Raw genomic sequence first — 17,074 nt, 5'->3', positions numbered from 1 at the left:
TACTGCGTCCTCATTTGTCCTGCCGGCCCCGACCGGAGGCATAGGTCATGATTTCTTCCTGCGATGTCGCAGCCGTGTTCAGGACGGCGGTAATGCGTCCCTCGTGAAAGACTGCCACGCGGTCCGAAAGCCCCAGAATTTCCGGCAGTTCCGAACTGATCAGCACAATGCCGATGCCCCTCGCGGCGAGTTCGTCCATGATCTGGTAGATCGCAAATTTTGCACCGACATCGATGCCCCGCGTCGGCTCGTCGAAGAACATGATGCGCGGCTCGCGGAACAGCCATTTGCCGATAATGATCTTCTGCTGGTTGCCGCCCGAAAGCAGACGAACAGGCTGGGCCAGCCCAGGCGTCTTGATATTGAGAAGATCGACATAACGCTGGCTGGCCTGCCGTTGCCGCTCGAAATCGATCACGCCATAGGCACTGCTGACCGCTTCCATATTGGCGAGTGTGAGATTGGCATCGACCGGCATCTTGACCGCCAGTCCCTGCGCCTTGCGGTCTTCCGACAGATAGGCGATGCCTGCCTCGATGGCGTCGCGGGGGCTGGAGATGGAAAGCGTTCCGCCTTCGAGCACGATGGTTCCGGCATCGTGCGGATCGGCGCCGAAAATAGCGCGCGCCACTTCCGTGCGCCCCGCACCCATCAGTCCGGCAAAGCCGAGGATTTCTCCGCGTTTGAGTTCAAAGCCGATATTCTCGAAGACGCCGTTCCGCGTCAGTCCGGCGACGGAGAAAATGACTTCCTCCGTTGGTTTTCTTGTCGGTTCCGGAAATTTTTCATCAAGCGAGCGCCCGACCATCCCGGCCACGATTTCATCGACGGTCACAGCGTCAAAGTCCTTGGTCCAGACATAGCGTCCATCGCGCAGGATGGTGACGCGGTCCACAATCTCCGCCATTTCATCGAGACGGTGCGAAATATAGACGATGCCTGTGCCTTGCGCCTTCAGTTCGCGGATGACCTTGAACAGAAGCTGCGCTTCCTGCTCGGTCAGCGAGGAGGTCGGTTCGTCCATGATGAGGACAGAGGCATTGAGCGATAGTGCCTTGGCGATTTCAACCATCTGGCATTGTGCGACCGACAGGTTCAGCACCTGCGCGGACGGGTCGATCTTGACGCCAAGCCGGTCGAGGCAGTGCTGCGCGTCCTGCTTCAGCTTGCGACGATCGACGAAGAAACCGCGTTTCGGCTCGCGTGCAAGATAGATGTTTTCGGCAACGCTCAAATGCGGAACGAGGTTCAGCTCCTGATGGATGATAGCGATGCCCGCCGCTTCCGATTCAAGCGTGGAAGCAAAGCGGACAGTCTGGTCGCGATAATGGATCGTCCCGCCATCAGGCTGATAGACGCCACTGACGATCTTCATCAGGGTAGACTTGCCCGCACCATTCTCGCCGCAGACGGCATGAACCTCGCCCGCCCGCAATTCGAAGCTGACATTCGACAGGGCTTTGACGCCCGGAAATTCTTTGGAAACGGAATCCAGCTTGAGCAAGATAGGCGCGGTATCGGCGCGCGCTGTCGCTGACGGCAATGCTCCCATCGCGCTTCCTCCCTCGCGCAAAGTTTCGTCACCTATGAATGGAAGAAGTAGAAGCCTGCTGGTTTCTGGTCAAGCCAATTTTGCGCGAGCAGCAAAAAACCCGCTACATGGCGGACTGACTCTCCAGAATTTCAGTTATTAAACCTAATTGGCCTGACCAGACGATGGTTTTGCGGTTTTACCTGCATCGTGAATCATTTACTGGAAAGAAGAGAAAAGGCAGCTTCTGCTGGCGAGAAGAGAGTACATAAGTACTGCAATTCCGACAGTATCGCAGTATTTTGTGTCGCGGCCTCTGGAAAGAGGGGCGGTTCCTTTCTATCATTATATTCCGATTATCTGATCCCGAGGGGCAGTTTTGTACTTTGAAATAATTACGGTCGTGCTGTTGACGATCCTCAATGGTGTTCTCGCCATGTCGGAACTCGCAGTGGTTTCCTCCCGCCCGGCGCGACTGAGGGTAATGGCCGACAAGGGCAGCCGCGGCGCCCGCATGGCCATCGAGCTTGCCGATAATCCCGGCCGTTTCCTGTCCACCGTTCAGATCGGCATTACGCTGGTCGGCATTCTGTCTGGCGCATTTTCCGGCGCGACGCTTGGCGCACGCCTATCGGGTTGGCTTCTGGGACAAGGTTTATCGCCAGCCCTTGCCGATGCGCTCGGCGTCGGTTCGGTTGTGGTGCTCATCACCTATCTGTCGCTGATCGTTGGCGAACTCGTGCCCAAGCAGATCGCGCTGCGTGAGCCGGAAGCGGTTGCAAGCCGCGTCGCCCCGACGATGACGCTATTGTCCAGGCTGGCAGCACCTTTGGTTTGGCTCCTCGATACCTCGGGCCGTCTGGTGCTGAAGCTGCTCGGCCAGTCGGGCAAGACAAGCGACGGCGTGACCGACGAAGAGATCAAGTCCGTGCTTGCCGAAGCGCATAGCGCAGGCGTGATCGAAACGGGGGAATCCCGTATGATCGCAGGCGTGATGCGCCTGGCCGACCGTACGGCGCGCGGGTTGATGACGCCGCGCATGGATGTCGAAATGGTCGATATAGACGATAGTTTCGATGAAATCCGCGAACAGTTGCAGAATACAAGCCGGTCGCGGCTTCCGGTGCGCGGCGAGGATTCCGACGAGGTGATCGGCGTCCTGCAGGTGCGCGACTTCTTCAATCAGCTCTCTTCGAAGGGCAGCGTCAATCTGCGCGAAATCGTGCGGGACGTTCCGGTTGTGTCGGATTTTTCCGACGCACTTGACGTGGTGGAAGCCATTCGCGGTACGCCAACGCATATGGTGCTTGTCTATGACGAGTACGGCCATTTTGAAGGTGTGATTACTGCAGGCGACGTGATCGAGGCCATTATCGGTGCGATGCAGGAGGAAGATCACGTCGAGGAAAAGGCAATTGTGCGCCGTGCGGATGGTTCCTATCTCGTTTCGGGCTGGATGCCGATTGACGAGTTCTCCGAGTTTCTGCGGTTCCCGATAGACGACGATGCGGAATACAATACTGTTGCCGGGCTGGCGCTTGAGGAAATGAAGCATCTGCCGGATGTGGGCGAAACATTCGTCAAGCACGGATGGGTGTTTGAAATTGTCGATCTTGACGGGCGTCGGATCGACAAGCTGCTGCTGACAGCGGAAGAGCAGCCGACAGAGTAGTTTGCGGGGCGCGCGCCTTAACTATTGTTGAGAACGTGCCGCAATCAGCTTGTCGTTAGAGCATTTCCAATGTTTCAGTTTAAACTGGAAATGCTCAATCTCTTTGTTTTTTCGCATGCCTTGATCCCAAAACCGGTTCCACTTTTGGGGGCATGCTCCGGCATGCCTTCTTCACCAAAGTAATCGTCTTGATTGAACTGTCGTACCATTGGCATTTTAGATTGTATGCATGTTATACTTGCCAATCGGGGGCAGGTTTGCTGTCATTCCTTTTTGATCAGGGCAGGAGGGGCGTCCTGATCGAAAAAGCTGAACGTGCTCTGGCCAGTGGTGGCGTTTAAATGGGGTCGAGAACTGAATATTGGCTTCAACTGGTCAGGTCGGCATATGGCAGGCAGGACAGTCCGATAGCCGACAAGATACTTGCGGACCAGCTCAGGGAGATTTGCGACGGCGCGCGCTTTTCGATGCCTATCAGCACGATTCTGTCCGTGCTCATATTGCTGGTCCAGATTGCTGCCGGGCATTTCTGGATGCCCATTATCTGGTTCGTGCTGGTCAATATCATCAATGCGCTGCGCTTTATCGATGCCATAGCCTATTATAGAAGCCCGGCTGCGCCCGTTGAGAATATGGCAGTTCTTCAGCGCCAGCTTGCCCGCTTTCAACTGCTTGGCGCACTGGCCGGTGTCGTCTGGGCCGGCGTTGCCATTCTTTCCCATGGGTTCTCTGATCCCCAATCATCAGTCTATCTGGTCATCCTGGCTGGCATCTGCGCGGGCGCCGTTACCTACGGCTCGTCCTATGCTGTCGTTGCAATCAATTTCATAACGCCGCCCCTTGTCGTGACGGTGGTGTGTCTGGCCCTGCAGGCCGACCTGCAATATGGCGTCATTGCTGTTGCCGTGGTGCTGTTCTGGGTCGGGCTTACACGCGGCGCACTTTTGGGGCAGAACCGCTTCATCCAGACGAGCAGGCTGAAACATGAGGCCAAGCAGCTTGCAGACGAGATGGCGCTCAAATCACAGGAAGACCCGCTGACGGGGCTCTTCAACCGGCGCGGCCTTGAAACCTCCATTTGCCTCTATCCTGTGAAGGAAGGCCCGTTCATCGTCATGCTGATCGATCTGGACGGGTTCAAGTCAGTCAACGATACCTATGGCCATAAGGTGGGCGATGATCTTCTTGTCGCCATTGCGCAGCGTATCCGTCAGGTCTCGCCGGAGCGTTCCGTTCTGGCGCGTATCGGCGGCGATGAATTCGTGCTCGTCTATCCCGAGCCTCCGGCAAAGATCGAGGCCGGATTGGTGGCCGCGCGCATTATCGGCAGTCTGACCGCCCATTACGAGGGCATTCTGTCGGTGGAGATCGGCGCCTGTGTCGGTATCTGTCGGCTGGAGCGTCTTGATCCGGTCGAGATGCTGCTGCGCGCCGACTTTGCGCTTTATGCCGCCAAGAAACGCGGCCGCAACGAATATTACTTTTTCGAGAAGCGGCTTCAGCACGAGTGGGAGCGCAAGCAAAGCATCGAGCGCGATCTGCGCATCGCAATCGAAACCGGGCAGGTGCAAACCTATTTCCAGCCGGTGGTGGAACTCTCCAGTGGGCGCATGATCGGTTTCGAGGCTCTGCTGCGCTGGGATCATCCGCAGCACGGCACAATTCCCCCGCCGGAAATCATCGATGTCGCCTGCGAAGTGGGTGTGGTGCGACAACTCACGCATAATGTGCTCTTCAATTGCTGCGAGATGATCGACAAGCTCACCGAGAGCGGACGCAGCGATTTGACCGTCGCCATGAACCTGTCGCCGCGCGAGTTGGCAGGCGGCCGGATCCCGCATGAAATACTGTCCCAGATGGAACGGCGTGATCTGACGATTTCCATGCTCGAGATCGAGATTACGGAGGAGACGCCTTTCGATCAGCGCGGGATGAACGACAGTCTGGGCGCGTTGTCGAACGCCGGTGTCTCTATCGCGCTGGACGACTTCGGCACCGGCTTTGCGACCTTCGCCTCGTTGAAGAAGGGGCTCATCACCAAGATCAAGATCGACAAGGTTTTCGTGCGCGGTATCGCCGATTCCGAGGGCGACCAGCATATCGTGCGGGCTATGGTCGAGCTTGGCGATGCCCTTGGCATCAAGGTTACTGCCGAGGGAATCGAGACGGAGGAAGACCGCGATACGCTATGTAAACTTGGCTGTAACAGCGGGCAGGGTTTCCTGTTTGCGCCCGCTCTGCCGATGAGCATGGCGCTGGATGCACTTGCACGCTCAAGCGCCAGTTCACGGCTCGATCAGGCTGTCCGGTAGTTCAGGCGGATAATTCATCTCGATCTCGTCCAGACCGTAGATTGGGTTCTTGAGGTTGGGGCCAGTTACAACAGGGCGAATCTTGTATTTCCCGACAGCCAGTCCTTCCGGGAAGAAGGACGAATAGGCGTCGTCATCATCAATAGGGTGATAGATCACATATTGGCCGTTTCGCTTCTGGACGGGATTATCGTCGAGCGTTTCGCTCTTTCCAGGCTCCAGGGTCTTGTTGAAGAGGTCATAGAGCTTATGCGTGGTCTGCTGGCCGTCGGCAGATGTGAAAATCAGGTGCAATTCGCCATAGCTCAGTTCCACGGCTTCGCGGCTTTCATTTGCCAGCGTCAGAGTGAACAGGTGCTTGTAGTAATCCTGATCCTTGTCGACCCCGCTGTAATCCGCGAGACCAAGCTCCAGAGATTGCGGCTTTTGTCCGTTATCGGCCTGCCATACCGCAAGATCATAGGCTTCTTTCAGGGATATCCAGCCTTCCAGCGGTCCGGTTTTGTCCTGATAGGCGATCTTCATCCAGTCATCACCGGCATAAGCAAGTTTGCGTACCTTGTCGCCTCTGGCCAGATGGGAGCTTGTGGCGCTTTGCCGGTCAGGATTGCTGTACAGGGTCAGCTTTTCCCGCGGGACTTCCCAGCCTTGTTCCGTTTCATCCGGTGCCAGAGGCACTTCAAGAACGCTGTTTCCCTGCGCGTCATAGGTGACCATGCGCATGGGTTTTGTCAGGTAGGGCCAACCGAACATCTGCTCTTCCGGGCGCGACTGTTCGACAAGCCGCACCGTCTGGTCGCGATCAATCGACAGGATGTCTACCCGGCTATAATGCCCGTCCAGACTGCAACTGCTTTTGATGAGCTTTCGCTCCGGGATGCGCTCGACATTCCATAGCTCGCCGCAGTTCAGTTTCCCGCCGAGTTCGTCCTCGATTATCAGGGGAGAAAAGGCTTTGACCTTCGGATTGAAGAGATAAATCGCAACGCCGACATCGAGGCTTCCCGCTTCCCGCGCGCTCAAAGCGAAGTCGGTGTAGCCGTCGAAATTGTAATCACCAGTTTTAAAGCCGACAGGCCCGTCCAGCCCGTTGAGCCAGTCGGAATCCAGCAAAACGAGTTGCGATCCATCGGGCTGGACCAGAACATATCCCTCTTTGCGTCTTTCGACATGCGCACTCACGCCGGGCTCTGGCAGGAGGCGGGGAAGATTTTCTTCCGCGAAAGCAAGGTTGATCTGGCCCGGCGATAGAAATGCCAGAGCAATTCCGAGTGCCGCAAGGTTGAAAAATCGTCTCATTGCCATCTGCTTGTTTGGTGTGGTCAGCTTTGCTTACACGAGGCGGGGCCGAAACGGGAGTTGTTCTTTCCTGTCATCCAAAGCTTGGTTGCAAACCAGATGAGATGTTATGGTCGCCTCAATGAGGGGCGGCGGAAGGTGAACAGTGGAGGAAACGCGATGACCGATAAAAAACCTGATGGTCCGGTGCTTTTGTCGGGCGGCAATCCCCAGATTGCAAAAGGTGAAGGGGATGCGCCGGTTCAGGCCTATATCGCCGCCATGCCGGGATGGAAAAGCGAAGCAGGCCGCCACCTCGACGCTCTTGTCGTGCGGACCGTTCCCGATGTGCACAAGGCGGTTAAATGGAATTCTCCCTTCTATGGTTTGAAGGGGGAGGGCTGGTTCCTCAGCTATCATTGCTTCGACAAATATATAAAGGTGGCGTTCTTTCGTGGCGCAAAGCTGAAACCGATGCCGCCGGTCGAATCCAAGAGCCAGGACACGCGCTACTTCCACATTCATGAGCAGGACGATGTGGATGAAGCCCAGTTGGCGGACTGGATCAGGCAGGCAAGTTTGCTGCCAGGCGAAAAAATGTAGCTTTGAGCGCAGACCGAAACGCGCTCTGGGAGGAGGTATTTCATGGCAGACGATAATGAGGCTTCAAAGCTTATCGATGGGCGGATTGCCGAGCTAGGCGACTGGCGTGGCGCGACGCTTGCCAGAATGCGGGCGCTCATCAAAAAGGCCAATCCGGACGTGATCGAGGAATGGAAATGGCGCGGCGTTCCGGTTTGGTCGCATGACGGCATCATCTGCACCGGCGAAACTTACAAGAAGGTTGTCAAGCTGACCTTTGCCAATGGCGCAGCGCTGGACGATCCGGCCAGCATCTTCAATTCCAGCCTGGAAGGTAATACGCGCCGCGCGCTCGATATAAGCGAGGGTGAAGAGGTCGACGAGAATGCCTTCATTGCGCTCGTTCATGCCGCCATAGCGCATAATATAGCCAAGCGGGCGCAGCGAAAAACCAAACGCGGCTGACGACGTATCGGGCAATTGTGAGTATTGTCATGAAGTCCGCCGATTTTCGGCGGATTTTTCATGTGCATTCTGATGCGTCTCGTGTTCGCCCTGTCGTGAAAACGGTTGTTTCAAAAATCGTGGGCACGAGAAATCGGAAAGCTAAAACATATATGTAGCTTGATGTTTATTACTGATAATTCCTCTTGTTCGATAATATTTATTTTAGTAATTCCTAATTAATACAAGAATAATTTCTATTTAATAATTTGTAATACTGTTTCATTATCGTTCCAATCAGAAAATTAGGCGTCGTTAGAACGATGATCTTTTTGCTGCGGCGATAACGAAGGGTATTCGGATGTGTATAGCCTGTAATCCTGGTATGGTGGCGTTCCTGCGGTCCACGGCCTCAAGGCGTGATTTTCTCAAATATCTCGGCGCTGCCGCCGCAACTTCGGCTTTCGCCTGTTCTGCGCCGGGTATGGCCTTTGCGCAGCAGGCTGCGGCACCGGCGGGCGACATCATCTTCAAGGGCGGGACGATCCTGACCATGAACGACAAGGCGCCGCGCGCCGAAGCGATTGCCGTTCGCGGCAACAAGATTTTGGCCGTCGGCAAGCTGGATGACGTGCAATCGGCCATCGGTTCCGGCGCGCAGGTGGTGGACCTTCAGGGCCGGACCCTGATGCCCGGCCTGATCGATCCGCATATGCATTTCGTGTTCACGGCCTTCGAGGATTGGATTGATGTCAGCCCGATCACGACACCGGATTACGCGACCGTCTGGTCGAAGCTGCAGAAGGGCGTGGCGGATGCCAAGCCGGGCGAATGGGTGCGCGCACAGCAGTTTGATGCCAGTATCACCCGTGACGCCAAAATTCCGACAATTGCCGAACTGGATGCGCTTGCGCCCAACAATCCGTTCTTCATGCAGGAAAGCAACGGCCATATCGCCTATGCCAATAGTGCGGCCTTCAAGGCGGCAGGCATCACCCGCGAGACGCCTGATCCATCCGGTGCGCGCTTTGTGAAGGATGCCAATGGTAACCTGACCGGGCGTCTGGAAGAGATGGCGGCGCAGCAGGAGTTTCTCGGCGTCATGCCGTCTCCGACGGCGGCGGATATGATCGGGCGCGTCCAGCGTTTTCTGGATCACGCAAGTTCCGTTGGCTGCACCATGCTGCACGATTGCGGTATCGGCATCATGGCCGGTGCGCAGGACCTGAAAATCCTCGATGCGGTTCTGGGCGAAGGCAAAGCCCCGGTGCGTTATCGCGGCATGCTCGTGTCCACGATCATGGATGAATGGGAAAAGGAAGGGATCAAGCCCGGTCGCGGCAACGATCTTTTCCGCGTCGATGGCATCAAGGCGTGGGCGGATGGGTCCAATCAGGCGCAGACCGGCTATATGCGCGAAAACTATCTGGGCACCGATGAACGTGGTGCACTGAATTACAGCCTGGAACAGGTCACGGACGTAATCCGCCGGGCGCATGATGGTGGCTGGCAGGTAGGCGTTCACGCCAATGGCGATGCGGCAATCGATATGGTTCTGGATGCTTACGAGGCCGTGCTCGGAAAAACCTCGAACAGCGATCTTCGCCATCGCATCGAACATTGCAGCGTTTTCCATCCGGAACAGATGGTGCGCATGAAGGATATGGGCGTTTCGCCGTCTTTCCTGATCGGCCATGTGCGCTGGTGGGGCAAGGCGTTCCGCGACCGTCTTCTGGGGCCTGAACGCGCCCGCTTCTATGATCCGTGTGCGTCGGCGTTGGCAGCGGGTCTCAAGATATCGCTTCATTCCGACTGGAACGTGACGCCGATTGAGCCGCTGCGCTACGTCGAGGATGCCGTCACCCGCGTGATGAATGAAGGCGGCGACGTGTTCTTCCCTGAAGAGCGCATCCCGGTGGATGCAGCGCTGCGCGCCGTCACCATTGATGCGGCCTGGCAGTGCCATATGGAAGACCAGATAGGCTCGCTGGAAACCGGAAAGTTCGCAGACTTCGCCATTCTGGAGGAAGACCCGACCGCGCCCGATGTGAAGATCGGCAAGATCAAGGTCAGCGAAACGTGGATGGATGGCACCAAACGTTATGCGGCCTGACCGGAAAATCCGGCGACAGTGTGAAGACTGTCGCCGGATTGGTTCGGCTTCATAGAATATCGGCGGCGCGGTGATGCTTATCGACGCCGTCGATCAGAAACACCTCTCCTTCCGATCCTTGCCTGCGCCATTCGATGATTGCCTGATAGGCAGGCGAGGCATACCAGTTGCGCGCCGTCGTGAGATCGGGAAAAGCGATGATGATCAAATCGTCCGGTGACAGACCTTCCAGTTCATCCTTCGGTCCACCGTGAATGATGAAGTGTCCGTCGAAGGGCGCCAGAGTTCCATCGATGGCTTTCAGATACTCGACAATTCCCTGATTAACCCGGACATTGCGAAGCTGTGCGATTGCATAAGCGGTCATTTGATGCCTCCGTTCGATCAGAATGCAGCTTGAAGCGTACGGGAGGCGCGAACTTCGAGCCCGGTGAGCACTGTCACAGCCGCGGCCTGACCAACGAGAAAGACCCAGCCGAACAGATTGGGGGTAATCATCCCCGCAACAGGCAGGAAAAGGCTGGCTGCTACCCATGCGCCATTGCCAAGAATGACGAGGTTCACCGCCCATGCTGGCGGATTTGCGCTCCGCGACACCCAGGCCATAAAGGCTGCCACTGGCAGCAGCAGTACGCCTGCCCAGTAAAGCAACGACGCTGGAATTCCAGTCAGTTCGCCCACCGTTGCTGAGGCGACGACAAGTGCGGCCCCCATTGCAGCGCAGGTGATGGCATCAATGGCGACGAGTGGCTTGAGAGCAAATACGGTTTGTGCGGTTTTCATCCTGTCGACCTTTCATTTTGACGTCCCGTTCTTCGGGCTGGCTGCATATTTGCCCTGTTGCGTTATGGGGTCGATTACGTGAGAGGTAATTGTTGCTATGAATTTTGCGGCGCATTCCAGAATGCATCTGCCAGCCATGATGGGCAGTCAAATCGTTGAAAGGATCGGACGGGCCCATGACCGAAACGCAACAGACAGTCGGTTCGCTTCTCAGGGAATGGCGGCAGCGTCGCCGGTTCAGCCAGCTATCTCTGGCGGTGGAGGCCGAGATTTCGCAGCGTCATCTGAGTTTTCTGGAATCCGGGCGCTCGGCGCCAAGCCGCGAGATGGTTCTGCGTCTGGTCGAGCATCTGGACGTGCCATTGCGGGAACGCAACCGGATGCTGGTCGCCGCCGGATATGCTCCGGTTCATGGTGAGCGAGGGTTGGAAGCGCCGGAATTTGCCGCTGCGCGAAGCGTGATCGAAGCCCTGCTGCACGGACACAACCCGCATCCCGCACTTGCTATCGACAGGCATTGGACCCTGCTTCTGGCGAACAAGGCGGTAGGTGTTCTGACCGAGGGGGTGGCAGAACATCTTCTGCAGGGGGAGGTGAACGCGCTTCGCCTCAGCCTGCATCCGGAAGGGCTGGCCCCGCGCATCCTGAATTTCAGGCAGTGGCGCAGCCATATTCTTGCGCGTCTTGCCCGCGATGCGGACAATTCAGCCGATCCGCGACTGGCAGCACTTCTCGATGAACTGAAATCCTATCCGGTCCCCGCGCGCGCAGCCTCTTCGGGCGGGGGTACTGTCACTGACAATCCGGTGGCCATTCCGCTCAGGATCGATAGCCGCGAAGGCCCGTTGGAGTTTTTGAGCGCGACGACGGTATTCGGCACCGCCGTCGATATCACGCTGTCGGAAGTGGTCATTGAGACCTTCTTCCCCGCCAATGAGGAAACAGCAGCCGCCATGCGGCGGCTCACCGTGGAGTCTTAGTTTAAACAGCCCGGGTCAGGCCGCCATCCACGCGCAGGTTCTGGCCGGTGATGTAGGCGGCGCCATCCGATGCGAGGAAGGCGATCGTCGCTGCGATTTCCTCGCTCTTGCCATAGCGCTGCAACGGAACACTCGCCCGGCGCTCTTCGGTTTTCGGCAGGCTGTCGATCCAGCCCGGCAGAACATTATTCATGCGAATATTGTCTGCTGCATAGGTGTCGGCGAAGATCTTGGTGAAAGAGGCTAACCCAGCGCGGAACACCGCCGAAGTCGGGAACATGGCGCTCGGCTCGAATGCCCATGCGGTCGAGATATTGATGATAACACCCGACTTCTGCTTCTGCATTGTCGGCACAACCAGACGGGACGGGCGAATTGCATTCAGGAAATAGGTGTCCATTCCCCTGTGCCAGTCTTCATCGGTAATTTCGAGGATCGGCGCACGCGGGCCATGGCCTGCGCTGTTTACCAGCACGTCGATACGGCCCCATTTTTCCAGAACCGCGTCCACGAGGCGCTTCAGATCGTCATTCGACTGGTTCGAGCCGGTAACGCCGATGCCGCCTAGTTCCTGTGCAAGCGCTTCGCCCTTGCCGGAGGATGAGAGGATTGCAACCTTGAAGCCGTCCTGCGCAAGCCTGCGCGCGGCTGCTGCACCCATGCCGCTTCCGCCAGCCGTCACAATCGCTACTTTTTCTACTGTCATGATGCGTTCCTTTTTCCGAAGTAATGCGCAAATTCGCAACTGCTGTTAACCATTCTTTGACGTTATAGCGGAGAACTACTATCCTGACGAATGAAAATGCGTAACGTTAGACAGTAGAAAATCTATTCGGTTATTCCATGAAAAGACTTCCCTCGCTCAATGGCCTGCGTGTGTTCGAAGTCGTCACGCGACATCTGAATTTCCGGCTGGCAGCGGAAGAACTTGGCGTGACACAGGCAGCGGTGGCCCAGCAGATACGCGGTCTTGAGGCAGAGCTTGGACTGAAACTCTTTGAACGCCAACCCCGCACGCTGGTCATGACGGAACCGGCACGTGCATACATTGCCAATGTGCGGCGCGCGTTCGACCTGCTTTCGGAGGCGACCGAAATGCTGCGGCCTGAACCGCAGCACCTGACGATCAGCGTGACGCCGACCTTTGCATCGAAATGGCTTATCCCGCGATTGGCGGAATTCACGCGTGCGCAGCCCGATATAGAATTGCGCATAGTCGCCAGCGACAAGGTCGCCAATTTCCAGACCGATGCCGTCGATCTGGCGGTTCGCTACGGCGAGCCACCTTTCGGTCCGGGGCTGAATACGGAGCTGCTTTTCGAGCATGTGATTGTCGTCGTGGCAAGCCCGGCGCTGGTCGAAAAGCTAGGCGATCCGGGCGAGCCAGAAAATCTGGAACGCTATCCGCTGCTGCACGACGCGCATAATTTCTGGCCGCAATATCTGGAGAAGGCTTTTCCGGGTGGCGTGTCGACATCGGCGAAGAATATTCGCTTCAACCAGACGTCACTTGCTATCGATGCGGCGATTGCCGGGCAGGGGCTGGCACTGGCAAGCCGCTTCTTCGTGGAGAAGGAAGTTGCAGCGGGCAGTCTCGTCCAGCCACAGGCCACAGAATTGCGGGTGGGCGCAGATTTCTATGCGGTTTCGCTGCGAAAGCCGCGCCATCCGGAATCTGTTGAGGCAGTCAAAGCCTGGTTAAAAAGCGCATCCCGAAAAGTGTGAAGCGGTTTTCGGACTAAGATGCGCGTTGAAACAAACTGCATCCCGAAAAGTGTGAAACGGTTTTCGGACCAAGATGCGCGTTGAAACAAACTGCATCCCGAAAAGTGTGAAACGGTTTTCGGACAGTGCGCGTCAGGTTGATGGTTCGGGCACTTCCAGCGGAGTTGTCTGGCTGCGGGTGGGTATGGTGATCCAGACAAGGCAGATGACAACCAGAAGAACACCAAACCAGCCGAGGGCGGAAAGCCGTTCGCCAACAATCACCACCGCGAAGAAAGCGGCGACAACCGGCTCGAAGAGCGTGATCGTCGTCGCTACGCTTGTTTCAACGCGGCTCAACCCGTAGCCGAAGCAGACATAGCCGAGGAACATGGGCACGAAAGCCATGTATAGGCCGACAGCCGCATTGTTCCACGAGGCGAGGAACGGTCCGCCGGTGGCAATCAGAACCGGCATCAGCAAAAGACCACCTATGCCGAAGGTCGCGCCCATGGCGGTTGTCGAAGATATGCCGCGCTGCATCAACTGGCGCGCGCATGAGGAATAAAGCGCATAGGTAAAGCCTGCGATCAGTCCGACCAGAGAGCCTGCGAGGGTTGAACTCCCGGCGGATGCGGTATGAGCACCGCCATGCTCCGACATGCTGAGCAGGACCATGCCGATAATTCCGACCGTCGCACCCGCCAGCCAGCGCAGCGAAGGGCGAAAGCCGCTTTGCCGATACTCGATTGCTGCCGAAAGAAGCGGGGCTGAACCGAGCGAAATGACCGTTCCGATGGTCACGCCAGCCATCCGCATCGAGCCATAAAAGGCGAGGGGATAAATCGCAACGCAGACGGCCCCCACCAACAGGACGCGCCATTGATCGGCGAGAGCCTTTCGCGAGGCGATCAGTCCGCGCCATGCGATTGCCGCCTGTGCCAGCCCTCCAAGGCCCATGGCGGCGGCACCGATTGCAGCCGCGCCGACCTCAGGCGCAAAGGTTGCCGCAGTGCCGGTCGTGCCCCAGATAGTGGAAGCGACGATGATGGCTGTCACGCCCAGAAGATAGTTTTTCGATGATTGCATTTTATTCAGACTTCAAAATCGTCGCGACCATGGCCTTGGCTTCGCCAAGACGTGCACTGTTGCCTTCAAGGCCGGCCCGCATGATTGCTCCTTCGAGAATGAAGGAAAGCTGCACGGCGAGCTGGCGGACCCGAGGCGGATCGTCGGGGATCAGGCCGGTGAGATGTGTCACAAGCAGGCCCTCGACCTCCTCCTTGTGTTTTCTCACCGCCTCGCGGCCCGGATCGCCAGCAGGCAGCTCGGCTGCCGCATTCAGCAGGCCGCAGCCGCGAAACCCGTGTTCGTAGGCAAATTCTGCATGATCGCGATAGGCGTCGAATATGGCCAGTATCCCGTCCATCGGGTTTGCTGCCTTTTCCCGTCGCTTGTCATAGAGGCCCAGCCATTCGGCGTGACGGTGCTCCAGATAGGTTGCCACCAGTTCCGCCTTGGACGTGAAGTTGTTGTAGAGGCTCTGCTTTGCCACGCCCGCACGCTGGATGATCGCGTCGATCCCGGTCGCCGAAATACCCGCATCGTAGAACAGTTCCGCTGCCGCTTGCAGAAGCCGCTCACGTGCCGGTTTTGAACTGGGCGTCGCAGGATCGTTCATCACATTTGGTCCATCTATTAGGTAGACCAGTCTACCTAATGAAAAGGCGGAGTCAATTATCATTCTCGTGCGCCGATGGTTTTAACCCCTTGTCCGTGGAGAGAGATTCACGTATCCGCTCTATTCGAGCCTGTTCCAAAAGCCGCCATCTGTGGCTGCAAATGGCAATTTCCTGCGTTCCGGTGCTCACGTACGTTCAAGTACGCTCCGCTCCGGTACTCGAAAATCACCATTTTCGCACACATATGTCGCTTTTTGATTCAGGTTCTCAGGCAGATGGAACGGGAGGTCGTCCGGTGCCGCAGAGAATTTCCCCCCTTGCGCCTTTCCAATACAAAACATTTCGGGCGCTCTGGTCAGCTACATTGGTTTCCAACCTCGGCGGTCTGGTGCAGACGGTCGGCGCTGGCTGGATGATGGCAACCATCGCCCATTCGGACGATATGGTTGCACTTGTGCAGGCTTCGACAACCCTGCCTGTGATGATCTTTTCAGTTGCTGCTGGTGCCCTGGCCGATAATTTCGATCGCCGCCGCATCATGCTCACTGCGCAGGTTCTGCTGCTGATTATTTCGGTCGCGCTGGCGGCGTTTGCCTATCTCGGCATTCTCACACCGTGGATGCTGCTCAGCTTCACGTTCCTGATCGGCTGTGGTGGGGCCTTGCATAACCCGTCCTGGCAGGCCTCGATGGGGGATATCGTGCCCCGCACCGATCTGCCTGCAGCGGTGGCGCTCAACAGCATGAGCTTCAATCTCATGCGCAGCATCGGGCCGGCTATCGGCGGTATCATCGTTGCGGCGGCGGGCGCTGCTTTTGCCTTCATTTTCAATGCGTTCAGCTATTGTGCGCTCATTCTGGCGCTATGGCAGTGGAAGCCGGAAACGGTCAAATCCACCCTGCCGCGCGAAACGCTTGGACCGGCCATGGTGGCGGGGCTGCGTTATGTCGCCATGTCGCCGAACCTTCTCAAAGTGATGTTCCGGGGCTTTCTGTTTGGCCTGTCCGCGATTGTCATTCTGGCGCTTTTGCCGCTCGTCGCGCGCGATCTCGTCCACGGCACTGCACTTACCTACGGCATCATGCTGGGCTTTTTCGGGCTTGGCGCCATAGGCGGCGCCTTGCTCAGCGCCCGGCTTCGCGAACTTCTCGGCAATGAATGGCTGGTGCGCGGCGCTTTCGTCGCCTTTGCGATCAGTTGTGCCCTGCTGTCAATCGGCCGGAATATGTGGCTGAGCTGCATTTTCCTGCTGCCTGCGGGTGTTTCGTGGGTTCTGGCGCTGTCGCTGTTCAACGTTACGGTTCAGCTTTCCACGCCGCGCTGGGTGGTGGGGCGTGCTCTGGCGCTCTATCAGACGGCGACTTTCGGCGGCATGGCGGCAGGCAGTTGGCTCTGGGGTGCGGTCGCTGACGAATATGGCGTGCCGGGTGCGCTTCTGGCCGCTGCCGTGGTGCTGATGTTCGGCGCGCTGATTGGTCTCCTTCTTCCACAGCCTGAATTTGAAGACCTCAATCTCGATCCCCTCAACCGTTTCAGCGAACCGCAACTTCGGCTCGATCTGCGTTCGCGCAGCGGCCCGATCATGATTATGGTCGATTACAAGATTGCGCAGGGAGATGTTCCGGCGTTCCTTTCCGCCATGGCCTTGCGCCGCCGTATGCGTATCCGCGATGGTGCCCGGCAATGGGTGCTGCTGCGTGATCTGGAGAACCCGGAAACCTGGACGGAAAGTTATCACGTGCCAACCTGGGTTGAGTATGTCCGCCATAACCAGCGCCGGACTCAGGCCGATGCTGAAGTGTCGGAACGGCTGCTTGCCTTGCACAAGGGAGACAAGCCGCCGCTCGTTCATCGCATGATCGAAAGGCAGACCGTTCCCATTCATGACGACATGCCGCTCAAGGCGCATCTGGATCTGTCGTGACTGCTGATTTCAAATTAAGGCAAATGCGGGATTTGTGCTCGTTTGCTGCAAAAACGGCATTTCGGCGAG

Annotated in this window: 15 protein-coding genes; 8 read left to right on the top strand and 7 right to left on the bottom strand. The window is 57.2% G+C overall.

Annotated elements, in window-relative coordinates; translation table 11 throughout:
- Positions 1–10: 10 nt before the first annotated feature.
- Positions 11–1,552, bottom strand: coding sequence for a sugar ABC transporter ATP-binding protein (locus F9K91_RS16180; protein ID WP_151678206.1), 1,542 nt, complete (start codon positions 1,550–1,552; stop codon positions 11–13).
- A 358-nt stretch (positions 1,553–1,910) separates the two neighbouring features.
- Here F9K91_RS16180 and F9K91_RS16175 point away from each other — a divergent pair, with 358 nt between their 5' ends.
- Complete coding sequence (locus F9K91_RS16175) at positions 1,911–3,203, top strand: hemolysin family protein (protein WP_151556635.1); 1,293 nt, start codon at positions 1,911–1,913, stop codon at positions 3,201–3,203.
- Between the two features lie 341 nt (positions 3,204–3,544).
- Positions 3,545–5,515, top strand: a complete 1,971-nt coding sequence (locus F9K91_RS16170) for a putative bifunctional diguanylate cyclase/phosphodiesterase (protein WP_151556636.1) — start codon at positions 3,545–3,547, stop codon at positions 5,513–5,515.
- Here F9K91_RS16170 and F9K91_RS16165 read toward each other — a convergent pair.
- Positions 5,489–6,814 carry a hypothetical protein gene (locus F9K91_RS16165; RefSeq protein WP_235913100.1) on the bottom strand — a complete coding sequence of 442 codons (1,326 nt, stop codon included), beginning with the start codon at positions 6,812–6,814 and terminating at the stop codon, positions 5,489–5,491. The genes F9K91_RS16170 and F9K91_RS16165 overlap by 27 nt on opposite strands.
- Before the next feature lie 159 nt (positions 6,815–6,973).
- On the opposite strand from F9K91_RS16165, the gene F9K91_RS16160 reads away from it, so the two are divergent.
- The 3 genes from F9K91_RS16160 to F9K91_RS16150 all read left to right on the top strand — a co-directional run bounded on the left by F9K91_RS16160 (position 6,974) and on the right by F9K91_RS16150 (position 9,932).
- On the top strand, positions 6,974–7,396 hold the full coding sequence (locus F9K91_RS16160; RefSeq protein ID WP_151556638.1) for a DUF1801 domain-containing protein: 423 nt from the start codon (positions 6,974–6,976) through the stop codon (positions 7,394–7,396).
- A 42-nt stretch (positions 7,397–7,438) separates the two neighbouring features.
- A complete protein-coding gene (locus F9K91_RS16155; RefSeq protein ID WP_151678204.1) occupies positions 7,439–7,840 on the top strand; it encodes a DUF1801 domain-containing protein in 402 nt (133 codons plus the stop codon).
- Between the two features lie 340 nt (positions 7,841–8,180).
- Positions 8,181–9,932: an amidohydrolase gene (locus F9K91_RS16150; protein WP_151678203.1), complete on the top strand. Its 1,752-nt coding sequence runs from the start codon at positions 8,181–8,183 to the stop codon at positions 9,930–9,932.
- Positions 9,933–9,981: 49 nt separating this feature from the next.
- On the opposite strand, the gene F9K91_RS16145 is transcribed toward F9K91_RS16150, so the two are convergent.
- Together F9K91_RS16145 and F9K91_RS16140 are read right to left on the bottom strand one after the other, a co-directional pair.
- On the bottom strand, positions 9,982–10,299 hold the full coding sequence (locus F9K91_RS16145) for a DUF1330 domain-containing protein (protein WP_151651606.1): 318 nt from the start codon (positions 10,297–10,299) through the stop codon (positions 9,982–9,984).
- A 17-nt stretch (positions 10,300–10,316) separates the two neighbouring features.
- The gene (locus F9K91_RS16140) at positions 10,317–10,715 is read right to left on the bottom strand and encodes a hypothetical protein (RefSeq protein ID WP_151651605.1); all 399 of its coding nucleotides are present in this window, start codon (positions 10,713–10,715) and stop codon (positions 10,317–10,319) included.
- Between the two features lie 176 nt (positions 10,716–10,891).
- On the opposite strand from F9K91_RS16140, the gene F9K91_RS16135 reads away from it, so the two are divergent.
- The gene (locus F9K91_RS16135; RefSeq protein WP_061347779.1) at positions 10,892–11,695 is read left to right on the top strand and encodes a helix-turn-helix domain-containing protein; all 804 of its coding nucleotides are present in this window, start codon (positions 10,892–10,894) and stop codon (positions 11,693–11,695) included.
- 1 nt (position 11,696) lies between these two features.
- Here F9K91_RS16135 and F9K91_RS16130 read toward each other — a convergent pair whose 3' ends face one another.
- Positions 11,697–12,401: an SDR family oxidoreductase gene (locus F9K91_RS16130; RefSeq protein WP_151556644.1), complete on the bottom strand. Its 705-nt coding sequence runs from the start codon at positions 12,399–12,401 to the stop codon at positions 11,697–11,699.
- 137 nt (positions 12,402–12,538) lie between these two features.
- Here F9K91_RS16130 and F9K91_RS16125 point away from each other — a divergent pair, with 137 nt between their 5' ends.
- A complete protein-coding gene (locus F9K91_RS16125) occupies positions 12,539–13,420 on the top strand; it encodes a LysR substrate-binding domain-containing protein (protein ID WP_151678202.1) in 882 nt (293 codons plus the stop codon).
- 132 nt (positions 13,421–13,552) lie between these two features.
- Here the strand turns inward: F9K91_RS16125 and F9K91_RS16120 are convergent, their stop codons facing one another.
- Together F9K91_RS16120 and F9K91_RS16115 are read right to left on the bottom strand one after the other, a co-directional pair.
- On the bottom strand, positions 13,553–14,488 hold the full coding sequence (locus tag F9K91_RS16120; protein WP_151678201.1) for a DMT family transporter: 936 nt from the start codon (positions 14,486–14,488) through the stop codon (positions 13,553–13,555).
- A 1-nt stretch (position 14,489) separates the two neighbouring features.
- Positions 14,490–15,080, bottom strand: a complete 591-nt coding sequence (locus F9K91_RS16115) for a TetR/AcrR family transcriptional regulator (RefSeq protein ID WP_151678200.1) — start codon at positions 15,078–15,080, stop codon at positions 14,490–14,492.
- Between the two features lie 296 nt (positions 15,081–15,376).
- Between F9K91_RS16115 and F9K91_RS16110 the strand changes: the two genes are divergently transcribed.
- Positions 15,377–17,005, top strand: coding sequence for an MFS transporter (locus F9K91_RS16110; RefSeq protein ID WP_151556648.1), 1,629 nt, complete (start codon positions 15,377–15,379; stop codon positions 17,003–17,005).
- The last annotated feature ends 69 nt before the right edge of the window (positions 17,006–17,074 follow it).

The organism is Brucella tritici (assembly GCF_008932295.1).
GTDB lineage: Bacteria > Pseudomonadota > Alphaproteobacteria > Rhizobiales > Rhizobiaceae > Brucella > Brucella tritici.
This window is presented reverse-complemented; position numbering and strand designations above follow the sequence as displayed.

Excerpts from the sequence above, each read along its gene's own strand:
- F9K91_RS16160 (WP_151556638.1), top strand. The coding sequence starts at position 6,974 with ATGACCGATAAAAAACCTGATGGTCCGGTGCTTTTGTCGGGCGGCAAT.
- F9K91_RS16140 (WP_151651605.1), bottom strand. The coding sequence starts at position 10,715 with ATGAAAACCGCACAAACCGTATTTGCTCTCAAGCCACTCGTCGCCATT.
- F9K91_RS16155 (WP_151678204.1), top strand. The coding sequence starts at position 7,439 with ATGGCAGACGATAATGAGGCTTCAAAGCTTATCGATGGGCGGATTGCC.
- F9K91_RS16125 (WP_151678202.1), top strand. The coding sequence starts at position 12,539 with ATGAAAAGACTTCCCTCGCTCAATGGCCTGCGTGTGTTCGAAGTCGTC.
- F9K91_RS16135 (WP_061347779.1), top strand. The coding sequence starts at position 10,892 with ATGACCGAAACGCAACAGACAGTCGGTTCGCTTCTCAGGGAATGGCGG.
- F9K91_RS16170 (WP_151556636.1), top strand. The coding sequence starts at position 3,545 with ATGGGGTCGAGAACTGAATATTGGCTTCAACTGGTCAGGTCGGCATAT.
- F9K91_RS16115 (WP_151678200.1), bottom strand. The coding sequence starts at position 15,080 with ATGAACGATCCTGCGACGCCCAGTTCAAAACCGGCACGTGAGCGGCTT.
- F9K91_RS16120 (WP_151678201.1), bottom strand. The coding sequence starts at position 14,488 with ATGCAATCATCGAAAAACTATCTTCTGGGCGTGACAGCCATCATCGTC.
- F9K91_RS16145 (WP_151651606.1), bottom strand. The coding sequence starts at position 10,299 with ATGACCGCTTATGCAATCGCACAGCTTCGCAATGTCCGGGTTAATCAG.
- F9K91_RS16130 (WP_151556644.1), bottom strand. The coding sequence starts at position 12,401 with ATGACAGTAGAAAAAGTAGCGATTGTGACGGCTGGCGGAAGCGGCATG.
- F9K91_RS16165 (WP_235913100.1), bottom strand. The coding sequence starts at position 6,814 with ATGAGACGATTTTTCAACCTTGCGGCACTCGGAATTGCTCTGGCATTT.
- F9K91_RS16150 (WP_151678203.1), top strand. The coding sequence starts at position 8,181 with ATGTGTATAGCCTGTAATCCTGGTATGGTGGCGTTCCTGCGGTCCACG.
- F9K91_RS16180 (WP_151678206.1), bottom strand. The coding sequence starts at position 1,552 with ATGGGAGCATTGCCGTCAGCGACAGCGCGCGCCGATACCGCGCCTATC.